The sequence below is a fragment of the Bacteroides sp. AF32-8BH genome (assembly GCF_003435205.1).
In the GTDB taxonomy this organism is placed as follows: domain Bacteria; phylum Bacteroidota; class Bacteroidia; order Bacteroidales; family Bacteroidaceae; genus Bacteroides; species Bacteroides ovatus.
Genome location: NZ_QVLZ01000034.1, coordinates 1 through 18,625, shown reverse-complemented (window position 1 = coordinate 18,625; position 18,625 = coordinate 1). Strand labels below are relative to the sequence as shown.

General features: G+C 43.9%; 12 protein-coding genes. 10 read left to right on the top strand and 2 right to left on the bottom strand.

The window, feature by feature from the left end; translation table 11 throughout:
- The first annotated feature begins 30 nt into the window (after nucleotides 1-30).
- Nucleotides 31-1,089, top strand: a complete 1,059-nt coding sequence (locus DWZ47_RS21215) for a Kelch repeat-containing protein (protein WP_008651935.1) — start codon at nucleotides 31-33, stop codon at nucleotides 1,087-1,089.
- Nucleotides 1,070-1,399 (top strand): DUF4907 domain-containing protein, encoded by a 330-nt coding sequence (locus DWZ47_RS21210; RefSeq protein WP_004321609.1) that lies wholly within the window; start codon nucleotides 1,070-1,072, stop codon nucleotides 1,397-1,399. Before DWZ47_RS21215 ends, DWZ47_RS21210 begins: the two co-directional genes overlap by 20 nt.
- Nucleotides 1,400-1,504: 105 nt before the next feature.
- On the opposite strand, the gene DWZ47_RS21205 is transcribed toward DWZ47_RS21210, so the two are convergent.
- Entirely contained in the window at nucleotides 1,505-2,032 is a 528-nt protein-coding gene (locus DWZ47_RS21205; protein ID WP_004307123.1) for a hypothetical protein, read from the bottom strand.
- A gap of 226 nt (nucleotides 2,033-2,258) precedes the next feature.
- Here DWZ47_RS21205 and DWZ47_RS21200 point away from each other — a divergent pair, with 226 nt between their 5' ends.
- Complete coding sequence (locus tag DWZ47_RS21200) at nucleotides 2,259-3,104, top strand: patatin family protein (protein WP_008999745.1); 846 nt, start codon at nucleotides 2,259-2,261, stop codon at nucleotides 3,102-3,104.
- On the opposite strand, the gene DWZ47_RS21195 is transcribed toward DWZ47_RS21200, so the two are convergent.
- Nucleotides 3,096-4,118, bottom strand: coding sequence for a helix-turn-helix transcriptional regulator (locus DWZ47_RS21195; protein ID WP_117514580.1), 1,023 nt, complete (start codon nucleotides 4,116-4,118; stop codon nucleotides 3,096-3,098). The genes DWZ47_RS21200 and DWZ47_RS21195 overlap by 9 nt on opposite strands.
- Nucleotides 4,119-5,564: 1,446 nt before the next feature.
- Here DWZ47_RS21195 and DWZ47_RS31405 point away from each other — a divergent pair.
- From DWZ47_RS31405 to DWZ47_RS21160, 7 genes are all read left to right on the top strand, one after another.
- Nucleotides 5,565-6,485 carry a family 43 glycosylhydrolase gene (locus tag DWZ47_RS31405; protein ID WP_374938665.1) on the top strand — a complete coding sequence of 307 codons (921 nt, stop codon included), beginning with the start codon at nucleotides 5,565-5,567 and terminating at the stop codon, nucleotides 6,483-6,485.
- Nucleotides 6,486-6,514: 29 nt separating this feature from the next.
- A complete protein-coding gene (locus DWZ47_RS21185) occupies nucleotides 6,515-9,379 on the top strand; it encodes a glycoside hydrolase family 3 C-terminal domain-containing protein (RefSeq protein ID WP_182281643.1) in 2,865 nt (954 codons plus the stop codon).
- 30 nt (nucleotides 9,380-9,409) lie between these two features.
- The gene (locus DWZ47_RS21180) at nucleotides 9,410-11,125 is read left to right on the top strand and encodes a sialate O-acetylesterase (RefSeq protein ID WP_117514578.1); all 1,716 of its coding nucleotides are present in this window, start codon (nucleotides 9,410-9,412) and stop codon (nucleotides 11,123-11,125) included.
- Nucleotides 11,126-11,159: 34 nt separating this feature from the next.
- A complete protein-coding gene (locus tag DWZ47_RS21175) occupies nucleotides 11,160-12,857 on the top strand; it encodes a family 43 glycosylhydrolase (protein WP_117514576.1) in 1,698 nt (565 codons plus the stop codon).
- A gap of 21 nt (nucleotides 12,858-12,878) precedes the next feature.
- On the top strand, nucleotides 12,879-13,247 hold the full coding sequence (locus DWZ47_RS21170) for a hypothetical protein (RefSeq protein WP_233525083.1): 369 nt from the start codon (nucleotides 12,879-12,881) through the stop codon (nucleotides 13,245-13,247).
- A gap of 64 nt (nucleotides 13,248-13,311) precedes the next feature.
- Nucleotides 13,312-15,873: a glycoside hydrolase family 3 C-terminal domain-containing protein gene (locus DWZ47_RS21165; protein WP_117514572.1), complete on the top strand. Its 2,562-nt coding sequence runs from the start codon at nucleotides 13,312-13,314 to the stop codon at nucleotides 15,871-15,873.
- Nucleotides 15,874-15,961: 88 nt separating this feature from the next.
- Nucleotides 15,962-18,541 carry a glycosyl hydrolase family 95 catalytic domain-containing protein gene (locus tag DWZ47_RS21160; protein WP_117514570.1) on the top strand — a complete coding sequence of 860 codons (2,580 nt, stop codon included), beginning with the start codon at nucleotides 15,962-15,964 and terminating at the stop codon, nucleotides 18,539-18,541.
- Nucleotides 18,542-18,625: the final 84 nt, after the last annotated feature.

The following is an 18,625-nucleotide window of genomic DNA, read 5'->3' as shown; positions in this document are numbered from 1 at the left end:
ACATTTGCGGTTGTAATCAACGACATATTTATGAATACGAAAATGAATAAATTACTTTGCATGATGGTGGTGCTGCTTTCATTGGCGGCATGTACGGATGATACTGAATATACGGCAGGTGTGTGGTATCGCCGTTCTGATTTTGATGGTGTGGCGCGTACGGACGCAGCTGGTTTTACGATTGGTAACATAGGGTACCTCTGCACCGGATACCGGGGGAGTACCAAAGACCGTTTGAAAGATTGCTGGGCGTATGACATCGAGGCTAATTCGTGGACACAGTGTACATCAATGCCCGATGCGGCTCCTGCCCGAAATGCGGCTACAGGTTTTGCAGTAGGTACCAAAGGATATATTGCTACCGGTTACGATGCGACAAAAAAGGATTATCTGAATGATTGCTGGCAGTATGATCCTGCCACGAATTCCTGGAAGGAGATGGCTTCTATTCCGGATGGAACTGATGGGACTAATATCTATGGTAAACGGTATTATGCGCTTTCTTTCGGCATTGGTCAGTATGGGTATCTGGGTACAGGTTACAACGATAATTATCAAAAGGATTTCTGGAAGTTCGACCCGTCGGTGGGAGATAAAGGAGAATGGACAGCCATGAGTGGATTTGGCGGACAGAAGAGAATGGGCGGTATGGCTTTCGTCATAGATGATATAGCTTATATCTGCGGCGGTGAAAATAATGGTTCGGATGTGACGGATTTCTGGTGTTTTAATCCGGCAACGGGTACTTGGAAAGAATTGCGCGAACTTTACGATAAGAGTGATGATGATTATGACGACGATTACACTTCTATCGTCCGTTCTTATGCTTGTGCTTTCGTGATCGATGGTAAAGGATATATTGCTGCGGGGCAGACTGCTGGTGGTAGTTATCGTTCCAATTATTGGATTTACGACCCTCTGACAGACCTCTGGGATGGGGAAGATTTGACAGATTTCGAAGGAAGTACACGCTCGAAAGCCGTATGCTTTTCTACTGGAAAACGGGGAATTATAGCTACGGGAGGAGCTTCTACTTATTATTACGATGATACTTGGGAGTTGAAGCCTTATGAATATGAAGAGAAATAAAAAAATAATAGGTATTAGTTGCTTTGTCTTGCTGCTTTTAGTGGGAATCATATATGGGTATATGCATTCGATAAACATATATCGGCTGGAAGTAACCCAGATTGAAGGTAGTGGATACGGTTATAAGATTTATGAGAGAGAGCGTTTGATAATCGTTCAGCCTTTTATCCCGGTTGTATCCGGGAAAAGGCCTTTTCAATCGGTGCAAGATGCCCAATGTATCGGAAATTTAGTGCTGGAACGAATTAAAGCCGGAAATGAATTTGCCATATCAAAGGCTGACCTGGATAACTTGGGAGTAGTGTATTAATGCCACCATGTTGGCACAGTCATGCCACCTCATTGGCACGATAGTGTCAACATGGTGGCACTGTTGTGCCAATACGATGGCACAAACTAAAGCATTAAGTACAGATTATTTCTTCTCTTCTTCTTTGGGTGCAACTACATAATCTTCTTTGATAAACTCATCATACACCCGCTTGGGATGATCGAATGGTGCGGTTCCATTCTTCTGCTCATTGAAGTTTTCCCGGCGGAATTGTTTCAGTTTCAAATTATCTTCTGCATACTCCCTCAATTTCTTATGCTCATTTCCATAAAGCGAACTTTCAGTTACGTCAGAATTGAGCAGGTTTTCTTTAGGAGTGATAGTAGGTAGGAGCACTTGTTCCAACAGACCACGATAGGCACCGTTATATTCGCACCATACGATATCGTTGGCTACAAATATACGATAGGAGTACTTAGACCAGGCAGTTTTGATTTCAATAGATGTAGCATAAATTTCAATGGTAGCTTCTGAACCATACGCTTGGTCACGGATCACAACGGTCGTCCGACCGCTAAGTTCTTCCTTCACGGAAGTTTGCCATTTATCAGAGTGTAAGATTTCTTCGATAATTTCCGGCAAATTTTCTTTAATCTCAAACTGTATTCTCATGGTGCTTGCCTGCGGGCAGGACTTTTTAATTTTTTTCCTCCTTAAACAATTAAGTTAGCCTAAAGTTACATAGATTGAAGCAAAAAAACAAGATTTTGTTGAAATATTTACTATTTTTGCTGAATGAACTACCTTTTCCGTTTGTTTTTGTTATAAATATGCATGAATAGTAAATACAGAGAGAGCATGTATAAAAGAGAATGGAAATTAGAAGATAGGAGAAAAAATGAAGAACTTACAGATAGATGGATCTACCGGTTTAGTGTTGGAAGGCGGGGGAATGCGTGGAGTATTCACCTGCGGCGTACTTGATTATTTTATGGATCATGATATCCGGTTTCCCTATGCGATAGGAGTGTCTGCCGGTGCGTGCAACGGATTGTCGTATGCATCACGGCAACGGGGACGTGCCAAGTACAGCAATATCGACTTGTTGGAGAAGTACAATTATATCGGTCTGAAATATTTGCTCAAAAAGCGTAATATTTTGGATTTCGATCTATTGTTCAATGAGTTCCCCGAACACATTCTTCCTTATGATTATGAAACATATTTTGCTTCACCGGAACGTTTCGTGATGGTGACTACTAATTGCATTACGGGAGAAGCCAATTATTTCGAAGAGAAAAAAGACAGGCGCAGGGTGATCGATATTGTCCGTGCATCCAGCAGTCTCCCTTTTGTGTGTCCTATCACTTATGTGGATGAGATTCCTATGCTTGATGGGGGAATCGTAGATTCCATACCTCTGCAAAGAGCTATTGCGGATGGCTGTACGAGAAATGTCGTGATACTTACCCGTAACCGGGGATATCGGAAAGATTCGAAAGATATTCGTATCCCTTCGTTTGTATACCGGAAATATCCGAAGTTGCGTGAAGCGTTAAGTTGCCGGTGTGCTGTTTATAATGAACAGCTGGAAATGGTGGAACGCATGGAGGATGAGGGAAAGATTGTCGTTATCCGTCCTTTGAAACCTGTAGCTGTAGACCGTATAGAGAAAGATGTGCAAAAGCTGACAGAGTTTTATAAGGAAGGGTACGAATGTGCGAAAGCTTTATTTTCATTTTGACTTTGTATATTGCTTGGCAGCCTTTTCCAATTTCCGACTCATTAATTCTACCAATGTCTTGGGATAAAGAATTTCTATTCCGTCAACATATCCGAAGAATACCCGTTCTAACTCATGGTTGATTACGACTTCAATTTCCAGTATGACGCTTCCGTCGGGTAGCCTTTCCACCAGTTGTTGACTGCGATGTATAGGCTTGGTTATGATGTAAGGTGCTTCGGCTACCGCTACTTTGAAACCAACTTTCTCTGCTACGCTTCCGGAGTTTTTGGTGACACCTACCAAGTCGTCGAAGAACGTATTCGGATCGAAGAATGTATTTTTGATATAGTGTTCTTGTGGCAGAACTTCCAATGATTGTATTCTGTCCAAAGCTAAATTTTGCAATATTCGTCCGTTTCCTCTGACTCCATAAACGAACCACCGGTTGCGATATTCTTTTAATAGATAAGGATAAAAAATAAAGCTGTTGGCGGAACGTGCCTTGAACGAACGATATTTGAGCTGTATCGGATGCTCGTTTACAATCGCGTGATAGATCGTATCCAGATAATCCAGTCCTTTCAATGATTCATTCTTTTCAAAGTCAATGACAGGAGTGGTTTTCATCCGGGCAGAAGCGACATGGTCTTCCAGGCGGTTGATAATATCGCTCATTTCCGTGAAATAGGAGAAACCCTTAAATTGCCGTAACACTTCCACTGCTTCCGACATCGTTTTCAGGTCTTGTTCATTCAGCGGGGTTTGTGTAATGCTGTATTCCGGATCTTCGTATTTATAGTATTTATTTTCGTACACCACAATCGGAGCGTTATAACCCAGCTTCTCGCTACGCATCATCTGTATATCCATTTGTACCGTACGTTTGCTTATGCCTTTATCAATGCCTTCGTATTCATAAAGAGCATCCGAGCAAGCATCTACCAAATCTTCCAACGTCCAGCGTCGATAAGGATTACGCAGACAGTTATCAATTGTTTTATAACGGATTAAGGCATTTCTATTTGCTGGCATAAGTAGAAGAATAAAGATTTGCTTCAAAAGTAGAAAAATAAATTCAGGAAAACAAAGAGGTTACAGGTCTTTATTTCCATAATATTTTCCTAATTAGGTATCTATTTCTACTACTTTATCTTTTTTTTCCTCGATTAATTCGATTTTAAGTCATTATTAATTCACTTTTGTGGAATTTATTAAGGGATGCCTCTTTACTTTGCTGAAAATAGTTTTAAGGACTTAATGGTATAACATGAAAAACAAAGAAATAACATGGTAAAAAGGTTGAATTGGTTATTGGTCTATTTATTGTTTTCAATAGGGATAATGGCACAGTCCGGCGGCAGGAAACAGTACAATTCTTACAAAGGATTGGTTATGGCTGGTTATCAGGGGTGGTTCAACACCCCTGGTGACGGTTCCGGCCGTGGCTGGCATCATTACAATGGTCGTGAAGGATTTCGTCCGGGATCGTGTTCCGTAGATCTTTGGCCGGAGGTATCGGAGTATAAGAAGCTCTATAAAACGGATTTTACTTTTGCGGATGGTAAGCCTGCATCCGTCTTTTCTTCTTATGACGAGTCGACTGTCAATGTTCATTTCAGATGGATGAAAGAGTATGGACTGGATGGAGTGTTCATGCAGCGTTTTATCGCAGAAATCCGGAATGAAAGCGGATTGAAGCATTTTAATAAAGTATTGAACTCGGCAATGAAAGCTGCTAATAAATATGAACGGGCTATTTGTGTGATGTATGACTTGAGCGGGATGCAGCCTGGAGAAGAAAAACTGTTGCTCAAAGACATTGCGGAAATAGCGCAACGCCATTCTTTAAAAAATCATGCGAAAAACCCTTCTTATCTGTATCACAATGGCAAACCGCTGGTAACTGTATGGGGTGTGGGATTTAATGATAATCGCCGTTATGGATTGAAAGAAGCTGCACATATTATCGACGGCTTAAAATCACAGGGATTTAGTGTGATGCTTGGAGTACCTACTCAATGGCGGGAGCTGAAAGGGGATACGGAATCAGATCCCAGGTTGCATGAGCTTATCAGAAAATGCGATATTGTGATGCCTTGGTTCGTGGGACGTTACAATGAAACCACTTATCCGAAATATCAGAAGTTGGTGGAAGAAGATATCCAGTGGGCGAAAAAGAATCAGGTTGATTATGTACCGTTGGTTTTTCCGGGTTTCTCCTGGGGGAATATGAAAGGTAAAGATCATAATTCATTTATCCCCCGCAATAAAGGCTCTTTTCTTTGGAAACAGATGATGGGAGCTATCCGGGCGGGTGCCGAAATGATTTATGTAGCTATGTTTGACGAAATTGATGAGGGGACGGCTATCTTTAAATGTGCAAAGGAAGTTCCGACAGGAAAAAGTACATTCGTTCCTATCGAGGAGGGAGTAGAAAGTGACCATTATCTGAAACTGGTTGGTGAAGCCGCTAAGGTTCTGCGCAAAGAAAAGGCGATAGCTTTTAATACCAGCCTGAATCCGGCAACTCCGAATCCTTTCATCCGGCATATGTACACAGCAGACCCTTCGGCTCATGTTTGGGAAGACGGACGTTTGTACGTATATGCTTCCCATGATATAGCACCTCCGCGAGGTTGTGATTTGATGGATCGTTATCATGTGTTTTCAACCGGTGATATGGTGACATGGACGGATCATGGAGAAATATTAAGCTCCGATCAGGTGCCATGGGGACGCAAAGAAGGAGGATTTATGTGGGCTCCGGATTGTGCTTATAAAAACGGCACTTACTATTTTTATTTTCCTCATCCCAGTGAAACAGACTGGAACGACAGTTGGAAGATCGGAGTGGCTACTAGCAATAAACCGGCGGAAGGATTCAAAGTGCAGGGATATGTTGAAGGGATGGATCCGATGATTGACCCTTGTGTCTTTGTAGATGACGACGGGCAGGCGTATATCTATAATGGCGGTGGCGGCACCTGTAAAGGAGGTAAGTTGAAAGATAATATGATGGAGTTGGATGGTCCGATGCAACTCATGAAAGGACTGGAAGATTTCCATGAGGCAGCCTGGATTCACAAATATAATGGAAAGTATTATCTCTCTTATTCCGACAATCACGATGAAAACTGGAACGATGGAGTGAAGGGGGACAACCGGATGCGCTATGCGATCAGTGACTCTCCGTTGGGACCTTGGGAATCGAAAGGTATTTATATGGAACCGACTGACAGCTATACCAATCATGGATCTATTGTCAAGTTCAAAGGACAATGGTATGCCTTTTACCATAACAGTGCGTTGTCCGGGCACGACTGGCTTCGTTCTATCTGTGTAGATAAACTGTATTACAACCCTGATGGTACAATCAAGCTGGTAAGGCAAACAAAATGAGTGATTGACTAAAGAAAAACGAATATAACATGAAAAACAAAATGAAATGGATGTTGGCAATAGGATTATTGTCATGTTCAATGGCAATGGCGCAGCAACAAAGTGATATACTGTCGGTATCGGCTTCTGCCAATGCGGAAAATGCTGCTTTAGCTTTTGATAAAAATGTAAAGACGATGTGGACATTACCTTCGCAGGCACTAAAGACCGAGCAATGGCTGATGTTTACCATCCAGCAACCGGGTGATGTTTGCGAACTGGATCTTCAGATGCAGGGAGTCAACAGAAACGAACTGAAAGAGGTATTGGATATCTTTGTCACTTACGATCCGATGAATCTGGGAACTCCCGTAAACTACCGGATAGAAGGCAATGACAAACAGATGAAAGTGAGATTCACTCCTAAATATGGCGCTCATGTCAAGTTGAATTTCAAGCCGGGAAAGTTGGATAAACCTTTCTCTCTAAAGGAGATTTCAGTATTGGTAGCAGAGAAAGTACTGACAGATAGTAAAGGGAAAGTGACTGACCGTCGTTATATGGATGCATCGCTTCCGGTAGAAGAACGGGTGGAAAGTCTGCTGGCAGTGATGACACCTGAAGATAAAATGGAATTGATTCGTGAAGGATGGGGGATTCCCGGTATTCCTCATTTATATGTACCGCCTATCACAAAAGTAGAAGCCGTACATGGTTTCTCGTATGGAAGCGGAGCGACTATTTTCCCGCAGGCTTTAGCAATGGGAGCCACTTGGAACCGGAAGCTGACGGAAGAAGTGGCGATGGTAATCGGAGACGAAACGGTAGCCGCCAATACAAAGCAGGCATGGTCACCGGTGCTGGACGTTGCGCAGGATGCACGTTGGGGACGTTGTGAAGAGACTTTTGGAGAAGATCCGGTATTGGTATCACAAATAGGTGGTGCATGGATCAAAGGATATCAGTCCAGAGGATTATTTACCACTCCCAAGCATTTTGGCGGACATGGTGCTCCATTGGGTGGGCGTGACTCGCATGACATCGGTTTGTCTGAACGTGAAATGCGTGAAGTTCACCTGGTTCCGTTCCGTCATGCTATCCGAAACTATGACTGTCAGTCTTTGATGATGGCTTACTCCGATTATATGGGTATTCCGGTTGCCAAGAGTACGGAACTGCTGCAACAGATTTTGCGGCAGGAATGGGGATTCAACGGATTTATTGTCAGTGACTGTGGTGCTATCGGTAATCTGACTGCCCGTAAACATTATACGGCACAAGATAAGATTGAAGCTGCTAACCAGGCATTGGCTGCCGGTATTGCCACTAATTGCGGTGATACTTATAACAATAAAGAAGTGATTCAGGCCGCCAAAGACGGCCGCATCAACATGGAAAATCTGGACAACGTATGTCGTACCATGCTTTCTACCATGTTCCGTAATGAACTCTTTGAAAAGAATCCCTGCAAACCGTTGGATTGGAAGAAGATTTATCCGGGATGGAACTCTGACAGCCATAAAGAGATGGCACGTCAGGCAGCCCGTGAATCTATCGTAATGTTGGAGAATAAAGAGAACCTTTTGCCTTTGACCAAGAACCTGCGTACAATAGCTGTACTGGGTCCCGGAGCAGACGATCTCCAACCGGGTGATTACACTCCGAAATTACTACCCGGACAGTTGAAGTCCGTATTGACGGGCATTAAAGAGGCTGTTGGTAAGCAAACGAAAGTTCTTTATGAGCAGGGTTGTGACTTTACAAATCCGGATGAAACGAATATTCCCAAAGCAGTAAAAGCCGCTTCTCAATCCGATGTTGTAGTAATGGTATTGGGGGATTGTTCTACCAGCGAAGCCACCAATGATGTTCGCAAGACATGCGGTGAGAATAATGACTGGGCTACTCTGATTCTGCCGGGTAAACAACAGGAATTGCTGGAAGCGGTTTGTGCGACAGGTAAACCGGTGATTCTGATTCTTCAGGCAGGACGTCCTTATGATATTCTGAAAGCATCGGAAATGTGTAAAGCTATTCTCGTAAACTGGTTACCGGGACAGGAAGGCGGTCCGGCAATGGCAGATGTACTGTTTGGTGATTATAATCCCGGTGGTCGCTTGCCGATGACTTTCCCACGTCACGTAGGACAACTTCCTTTATATTATAATTTCAAAACATCGGGACGTCGTTACGAATATGTAGATATGGAATATTATCCTCTTTACCGTTTTGGATTCGGTCTTAGCTATACCTCTTTTGAATATTCGGATTTGAAGATACAGGAAAAAACCAATGGAAATGTGACGGTTCAGGCTACAGTGAAGAATATAGGAAGCCGTGCCGGTGATGAAGTAGCACAATTGTATGTGACGGATATGTATGCCAGCGTCAAGACCCGTGTTATGGAGTTAAAGGATTTCGATCGTATTTATTTGCAACCGGGAGAATCGAAAACCGTCTCTTTTGAACTGACGCCATACGACATTTCATTGCTCAATGACCACATGGACAGGGTAGTGGAAAAAGGAGAATTCAAAATATGTGTCGGTGGTATGAGTCCTGACTATGTGGCCAAGAATGAGATTAAACATAGTGTGGGTTACAGCGATAAGAAAAAAGGGGTGACCGGTATGCTTAACTATACGCACGAATTCGGTGCCGACTTTATCCTTTCTGTATCCAAAGTAGAAGAGAATCTGACGAAGAATCAAAAGACTGTATGGGTCAGCGTGAAGAATAATGGCACGCTGATGGATATTGGCAAAGTGGAAATGTTTGTTGACGGCAAAAAAGCAGGGGATGCCATTCATTATGAACTGGGAGCCGGAGAAGAAAAACTGATTCCGTTCAAACTGGATAAAGACAACAAGCAACCTGTTGCTTTTACTACTAAATATAAGATGGTGGCTCTGTAGAGCCATCACCTTCATCTAATTCCTGATAAAATGAAACAATTACTTTTGGTTTCGTGGTTGCTGTCACTGTCCGCTATCTTGGGATTGCCGGAAGTGAAAGCAGATGTAGGGATGCCTTTGATTTTCGGTAACCACATGGTTTTGCAACAAGATACCCGGATTACGATTTGGGGATGGGCTGATGCCGGAGAAAACATTGAAGTACTCTTTGCCGGACAAAAAGTGAGAACCACTGCCAATGCCGATGGGACATGGCAGGTAAAACTGAAGCCGGTAAAAACGAAGAAAAAAGGAGAGACGCTGACTATTACCGGAAAAAACAAACTGGTTTATTCGGATGTGCTGGTAGGTGATGTATGGGTTGCTTCCGGACAATCAAATATGGAGTGGGGGATCAAGGTCAGAAAAGAATATGCTGATGATATAGCTCATTCGGAAGATTCATTGTTACGTTTATTCTTTGTTCCTAAAAATACGTCATTACAGCCATTGTCGGAGATTGAAATTCCTCAAGGAACAGCCAGTCCCGAACGGGCTGCCAGGTGGGTGCTTTGTACTCCGGAGATGCTGGCAAAAATAAATGGGCAGGGTTTCTCTGCCACTGCCTATTACTTTGCACGTGATATGCGTGCTGCAAACGGACGTCCGTTAGGAGTGATACAGTCCGCCTGGGGTGGTACACGTGCAGAAGCTTGGACAAGCCTTTCCGGGCTAAAGCAGGAGCCTGCATTGGCTCATTATGTAGCTGCTTACGAGAAAAATGTGAAAGATAATCCGGAAATACTGGCTACTTATCCGCAAAAGCAGAAAGAGTTTGATACAGCAGTCAGAGAATGGGATCAAACAATAGGTAAAGAGTGGAATCAGGCACAGAAAGAATGGGCGGTAGCCGTACGCGCTGCACAAGCCGATGGGAAACCGGCGCCCGCCAAACCGGAACCCAGAGTACCTCGTCCACCCAATCCACGCAAACCGGATGGTGGAAATAACGGCCCGGCTAATCTGTTTAACGCCATGATTTCTCCTTTAATTCCGTTAAGTATCAAAGGAGTAATCTGGTATCAGGGTGAATTTAATTCCGGTGGCTCGGCAAAAGAATATGCGACACTTTTTTCCCGGATGATTACAGATTGGAGGGAGAAATGGGGAATAGGAGATTTTCCTTTTGTATATGTACAGCTTCCTAATTTCGAGCCTGTAGATCAGGAACCTTCTGTTGAGGGGAACGGTTGGCGTTGGGTGCGCGAAGGTCAGTTGAAAGCACTGAACCTGCCTAATACTGCGATGGCGGTAACGATTGATGTTGGCGACCCGTTCGATTTGCATCCGGTTGATAAATACGATGTAGGACATAGGTTAGCCCTTGCTGCCCGTAAATTGGCATATGGAGAGAAAATTGTTGGTATGGGACCTCTTTATAAGAAAATGTCAGTGAAGGGCAATAAAATTATCTTGGAGTTTACCAATCAGGGTAAGAAGTTGATGATAGGGACTTCTCCCTATATTCCTGAAGGAGAACTGGTTCGTCCAAAGTCGACAAAGCTCACGGGATTTGGCATTGCCGGGGCCGACCGTAAATTTGTTTGGGCGGATGCCGTCATAGAAGGTAATAAGGTCATTGTATCGAGTCATGAAGTTGCCGAACCTGTAGCTGTGCGCTACGGATTTTCCAATAGCCCGCGTTGTAATCTGTATAATGAGGAAGGGTTGCCGGCATCACCTTTCCGTACAGATCACTGGGAATGACACAAATACCGGAATAAATAAAAAGAAAAACACCATGAAGAAATCTACTCATCTATTAATTGCAAGCATATTGGCAGGATGTATCACTTCCTGTTCATCAGGAAAGCGAATCGCCCAACATCGGATAGTAACTAATCCGATGAATCTGAACTATCGGTTTCAACCGAAAGACGAATCGCGTCGGGAAGCTGCCGATCCGGTATTGGAGTATTTTAAAGGCTATTATTATTTATTTGCGTCCAAGTCCGGTGGATATTGGCGCTCTGAAGATCTGGCCGACTGGGAATATATTCCTTGTACGACTATCCCCACATTGGAAGATTATGCTCCTACCATTCTTCCGATAGGAGATACGCTCTATTTTACGACTTCCAGCGGGAAAACACAGATTTTCAAAAATGCCCATCCGGAAAAAGATACTTGGGAGGCTGTGGACACCAAACTGACCTACCGGCTTCACGACCCGGCTTTTTATAGTGATGAGGACGGTAAGGTGTATATGTATTGGGGATGTTCGGATAAGGACCCGATTATGGGGGTGGAAGTAGATCCGAAAGACGGTTTTCGCGCGTTGGGTGAAGCCAAAGCACTGATCGCGCATCATGGAGACAAGTATGGCTGGGAAGTTCCCGGAAAGAATAATGAAGAACCGCGTCAGGGATGGAACGAAGGACCTTGTATGCTGAAATATGAAGGACGTTACTATTTGCAATATGCGGCTCCGGGTACTCAATATCGTATTTATGGCGATGGAATCTATGTAGGAGATACTCCTTTGGGTCCTTTTGAATATGTGGAAGACAATCCGTTCTCATTTAAACCGGGAGGCTTTATCGGTGGGGCAGGACACGGACATACTTTTCGGGATAAGTATGGAAACTACTGGCACGTAGCTTCCATGATCATTTCCGTTCGTCATATGTTTGAACGGCGGTTGGGACTTTTCCCGGTTGCTGTATCCAGTCGCAACGGTATATATGCTCACACAGTCTGGTCGGATTATCCTTTCTATATTCCTAACCGGAAAGTTGATTTTGATAAAACAGATTTGAGTATGGGATGGAATCTGCTTTCATACCGGAAACCGGTACAGGCTTCTTCGTCTCTTGCCGGCTATGAACCGGGCAATGCAAATGATGAACAGATTGAAACATGGTGGGCTGCTCAAACCGGAAAAAAGGGCGAATGGTTGCAGGTTGATTTGGAGACTCCAATGTTGGTAAATAGTATACACGTGAATTTTGCCGACCATCACTTCAAGGTTTTCGCACCACACCCTCCCGTTGTTTATCAATTTTTTATCGAAGGTTCGGCAGATGGGAAAAAATGGATGAATTTGTTTGATGAAAGAGAGAATGGAAAAGATGAGCCTCATCGCCTGTTTACGTTGGATAAACCCGTGAAGGTCCGTTATTTGAGAATTTGTAACGCTAAAGAGATGGATGGGTGCTTCTCTTTATCCGGTTTCCGTGTATTTGGTAAAGGAGAAGGTGCTGCTCCTTCTAAGGTGACAGGCTTCCGGGCAATCCGGGATTCGGAGGATAAACGAATGTTTCGTTTCACTTGGGATGCACAAAAAGGGGCTACCGGATACGTGTTACGGTGGGGAACACAGAAAGATAAGTTAACGCACGCAGTGACGGTATTTGACAATCAATATGAAGCCCGTTACTTTAACAGAGACTCGGAATATTATTTCTCGATAACGGCATTTAATGAGAATGATAATTAGTGAAATGAAAGGTCGATAAACATGCAAGATAAAAGGAACAGTGGGATAATGACTTTGCAAGTATTCAAATGCTGCGTCTGTATTTGGATCGGAGTCTTTTCGGAAACAATGCTTGCGCAGACACAGAAAGTGGTGTTCTCCCGTGATTTTTCTCCGGCAGAAGGGTTGGTCACTCCCCAGGAAAAGCCTTATCGGGATGAAGTTTGTCTGAACGGACTTTGGGATTTACAATACGTCGCTGTTTCTTCTTCGTGGAAAAAAGGTTCCGGGATAGTCTTCTGGAATTCCATGTTGCGTGTAATGGGAATTGCAACATACGGAGCCGACTTCAATTCTTATGATGCAAAGAACAAGAAACATGATTTGTTGATGGACGGTCCTGTAGATTAGAAAGTGGGAAAGTGATTCCGGAGCAAGTGCTACGAACAATTATAAAAGAAAATATGATAGAAAAATGGTGATAATGAACAGGTGTAAAAAGATTTTGTTGGCAGGTACTTTATCTGTGATGTCTTGCTCATTGATACATGCGCAAGAGTTGTATAAGGATGAAAACGCTCCTGTGCACGAACGGGTGGCAGATTTACTTTCCCGCCTGACAGTGGAGGAAAAGATTAGTTTGCTGCGTGCTACTTCTCCCGGTATTCCCCGTTTGGGTATTGATAAATACTATCATGGCAATGAGGCATTGCATGGAGTAGTCCGTCCGGGACGTTTCACTGTATTTCCGCAAGCTATCGGATTGGCAGCTACCTGGAACCCGGAGTTACAAAAACGGGTGGCTACTGTGATTTCGGATGAGGCGCGTGCCCGTTGGAATGAACTCGATCAGGGGAGAGAGCAAAAAGAGCAGTTTAGTGATGTACTGACCTTTTGGTCGCCTACGGTGAATATGGCACGTGATCCCCGTTGGGGACGTACCCCGGAAACGTATGGGGAAGATCCTTTTCTAAGCGGAGTGATGGGAACGGCTTTTGTGAAAGGTTTGCAAGGAGATGATCCGCGTTATTTGAAGATTGTTTCCACTCCCAAGCATTTTGCCGCCAATAACGAAGAACATAACCGTTTTGTCTGTAATCCGCAAATCTCGGAAAAGCAACTGCGCGAATATTATTTCCCGGCTTTCGAAATGTGTGTGAAGGAAGGAAAGGCTGCTTCTATCATGACTGCTTACAACGCGTTGAACGATGTGCCTTGTACACTGAATGCCTGGCTGCTGAAAAAGGTGTTACGTCAGGACTGGGGATTTCAGGGATATGTCGTTTCCGATTGTGGGGGACCTTCTTTATTGGTAAATGCCCATAAGTATGTAAAGACGAAAGAGGCGGCTGCCACTCTATCCATTCAGGCTGGATTGGATTTGGAATGTGGAGATGATGTCTATGACGAATATCTGTTGAATGCTTACAAACAATACATGGTATCGGATGCCGATATCGATTCGGCTGCCTGCCATGTGTTGACAGCGCGTATGAAACTGGGACTTTTTGATGGAACCGAACGAAATCCGTATACCAGAATCTCTCCGTCGGTGATCGGCTCGAAAGAGCATCAACAGATTGCTTTGGATGCAGCCCGGGAGTGCATTGTTTTATTGAAGAATAAGAATAATATGCTTCCATTGAATGTTAATAAGGTGAAATCAATAGCCGTGGTAGGTATCAATGCCGGAAAATGTGAGTTTGGCGATTATAGCGGTGCGCCGGTAGTAGATCCGGTTTCCATTTTGCAAGGTATAAAAGACAGGGCAGGCGATCAAGTGAAAGTAGTGTATGCACCCTGGAAATCTGCTGCCGACGGCTTAGAACTGATTCAAGGAGAAAACTTTCCGGAAGGATTGAAAGCGGAATATTTTGAAAACACTGCATTGGAGGGTACGCCTAAAGTACGTAAAGAAGGTTGGATTAATTTTGAGCCTGCCAATCAGGCACCCGATCCTTTTCTTCCTAAATCTCCGCTTTCCGTTCGTTGGACGGGAAAGTTGAGACCGACTATCTCCGGTCGTTATACTTTTAGTTTTACTTCCGACGATGGTTGTCGTTTGAGTATTGACAACCAGTTGTTGATTGATGCCTGGTCGGCTCATGCGGTATCTACCGACTCTGCTTCCATCTATCTTGAAGCGGGGAAAGATTATCAGTTAAAAGCGGAGTACTATGACAACCGGGATTATGCTATCGCAAAATTACAATGGAAAGTTCCGCAGGTAGGAAAAGCTACCCGTCTCGATTTGTATGGGGAGGCCGGAAAAGCAGTCCGCGAATGTGAAACGGTCGTTGCTGTGATGGGAATCAATAAGTCAATAGAACGTGAAGGACAGGACCGGTACGATATTCAGCTTCCGGCAGACCAAAGAGAGTTCTTACAGGAAATCTATAAAGTAAATCCGAATATAATCGTTGTATTGGTAGCAGGAAGCTCACTGGCTGTCAACTGGATGGACGAACATATTCCTGCCATCGTAAATGCCTGGTATCCGGGTGAACAGGGGGGAACAGCCGTTGCCGACGTATTGTTTGGTGACTACAATCCAGCCGGGCGTTTGCCGCTCACTTATTATAAATCTCTGGATGAATTGCCTGCTTTCGATGATTACGATATAACCAAAGGGCGTACTTACAAATATTTTAAAGGAGACGTTCTTTATCCTTTTGGTTACGGACTTAGTTATTCTTCTTTCAAATACAGCGATTTGAAAGTAAAAGACGGTGCAAATACCGTCAGCGTTTCTTTCCGCTTGAAGAATACCGGCAAGAGGAAAGGGGATGAAGTGGCACAGGTCTATGTGCGGATTCCGGAAACCGGAGGTGTCGTTCCGATTAAAGAGTTGAAAGGTTTCCGGCGTATTCCTTTAAAATCAGGAGAGAGCCGTGTGGTAGAAATCGAACTCGATAAAGAGCAACTTCGTTATTGGGATGCAGGATTGGGACGATTCATCGTTCCCCAAGGTGCGTTCGACATTATGGTCGGTGCTTCCTCTAAAGATATTCGTCTGCAAACTGTCATTAATTTATAGATTGTATCATAGTTGTTGAGGCTGTGTAAAGGGTAATCGATGTATTAACTGTACCTTTTACACAGCCCGACTTTTAATTTATTGTAGTATGAAAAACAAGTATTTGCGGTGTATAAACGCACTATTCTTATGCTGTCTGATGGCGGAAACAACAATGGCCGCCCGTTTCCAACAGCCGTCCCTGAAAGCTACTTACAACAAACCCGCAAAAGTGTGGGAAAGCGAAGCATTGCCTATTGGTAACGGTTATATGGGCGCTATGATCTTCGGAGGTGTGGAAGTAGATGTTATTCAGACAAATGAACATACTTTGTGGTCAGGAGGTCCTGGCGAAGATCCGTCTTATAACGGAGGGCATTTGGGAACCCCGGAAACGAATAAAAGTTATCTTCATAAAACCCGTGTGCTGTTACAGCAGAAGATGAATGATTTTACTGTAAATCATTCCGCTTATATTGACGCAGACGGAAAATTGATTACCCATAATTATGAGGGGGACGGTAACGGTACGGAACTACGAAACCTCATAGATAAACTGGCGGGAACTAAAGAGCATTTCGGCTCTTTTCAAACATTGAGCAATATCATTGTAGAGGTTGTAAATCCGGCTACCTCCGAACCTGCCTATTCTGACTATACTCGGACGCTGGATATCGACAATGCCATTCATCGGGTAACTTATAAAGAGGGAGGAATAACCTTCAAACGGGAGTATTTTATGAGTTATCCGGACAATATCATGGTGATGCGTCTGACATCGGATTCGAAGAAGGGAAAGATTTCACGTATGATATCTTTGGAGTCATTGCATACCGACAAGGTCATCCGGGCTTCGGACAATACGATTACCCTGACAGGATATCCTACTCCGACGAGTGGTGACAAGCGCGTAGGAGATCATTGGAAGAATGGATTGAAATACGCGCAGCAACTATTAGTGAAACATACAGGCGGAAAGATTACGGTAGTAGACGGGAAGAAATTGAAGATAGAAGAGGCCAAAGAAATCATCGTATTGATGTCGGCTGCAACAAACTATGTGCAATGCATGGACGATTCTTATCATTATTTCTCTGGAGAAGAACCGCTGGATAAAGTGAAGGCTACGCTGAAAAAGGCGGCCAATAAAAAATATACCGCTTTATTGGCTACCCATGAGAAAGATTTCCATTCGTTGTATGACAGAATGAAACTGAATCTGGGCAACCTGACGGAAATGCCCGTTGTAACTACGGATAGTTTGCTGAAGGGTATGGATGCTCATACCAACTCGGAATCCGAGAATCAATATCTGGAAATGTTGTATTTCCAATTTGGTCGCTATCTATTGATTTCTTCTTCGAGAGAAGGTTCTCTGCCTGCCAATTTGCAAGGAGTATGGGGAGAAAGACTTTCCAATCCCTGGAATTCCGACTATCACACCAATATCAATGTGCAGATGAATTATTGGCCTACGCAGCCTACTAATCTATCCCGTTGCCACCTGCCTATGGTAGAATATGTAAAGAGCCTTGTACCACGCGGAAAATATACGGCGCAACAATATTATTGCAAACCCGATGGCGGAAATGTACGTGGATGGGTGACGCATCATGAAAATAATATTTGGGGTAATACGGCTCCGGCCAAGAAAGACACTCCCCATCATTTTCCGGCAGGAGCTATTTGGATGTGCCAGGATATTTGGGAATATTACCAGTTTAATCTTGACAAGGACTTTTTAGAAGCGTATTATGATGTCATGCTCCAAGCGGCTCTTTTCTGGGTGGATAACCTTTGGACGGACGAGCGGGACGGTACTTTGGTGGCAAACCCCTCACATTCTCCCGAGCATGGTGAGTTTTCATTAGGTTGCTCCACCTCACAAGCCATGATAGCAGAGATGTTCGATATGATGATAAAAGCCAGCAAGGTGTTAGGTAAGGACAAAGAACCGGAGATTGCAGAAATAGAGACTGCAATGAACAAACTTTCCGGTCCGAAAATAGGATTGGGCGGACAATTGATGGAGTGGAAGGACGAAGTGACGAAAGACGTTACCGGAGACGGTGGACACAGACATACGAACCATCTTTTCTGGCTGCATCCGGGCTCGCAGATTGTGATCGGAAGGAGCGAAGAAGATGATAAATATGCAAATGCCATGAAAGTGACACTGAATACCCGTGGAGACGAGGGCACAGGCTGGAGTAAAGCATGGAAACTAAATTTCTGGGCCCGTTTGCATGATGGTAACCGCTCTCATGCATTATTGCGGAGTGCAATGAAACTGACTGTTCCCCAAGGCCGTTTCGGTGGTGTATATACCAACCTTTTTGACGCGCATCCGCCTTTTCAGATTGATGGAAACTTTGGTTGTACAGCCGGAATTGCGGAAATGTTGATGCAGAGTCAGGGGGGATATATCGAGTTGCTTCCCGCTTTGCCCGATGCATGGAAAGACGGTGCGTTCAAAGGGATGAAAGCCAGAGGAAACTTTGAAGTGGATGTAACCTGGAAAGAAGGGCAAATCACTTCGATTGAAATACTTTCTAATGCAGGTGCAGAGTGTATGCTTAAATATCCGGATGCAAAGAGTCTGAAAGTTTCCGGTGCTAAGGTAAGAGTACTCGCTGACGACCGGATAGCTTTTGATACTGTTAAAGGTAAGAGATATACGATCAGATGAATATTGCACAATGCGATATTCGTTTTACAACGAAGAGGTTGTGTCAAAACGTTGGCACAACCTCTTTTATATTTTACAGTTCTG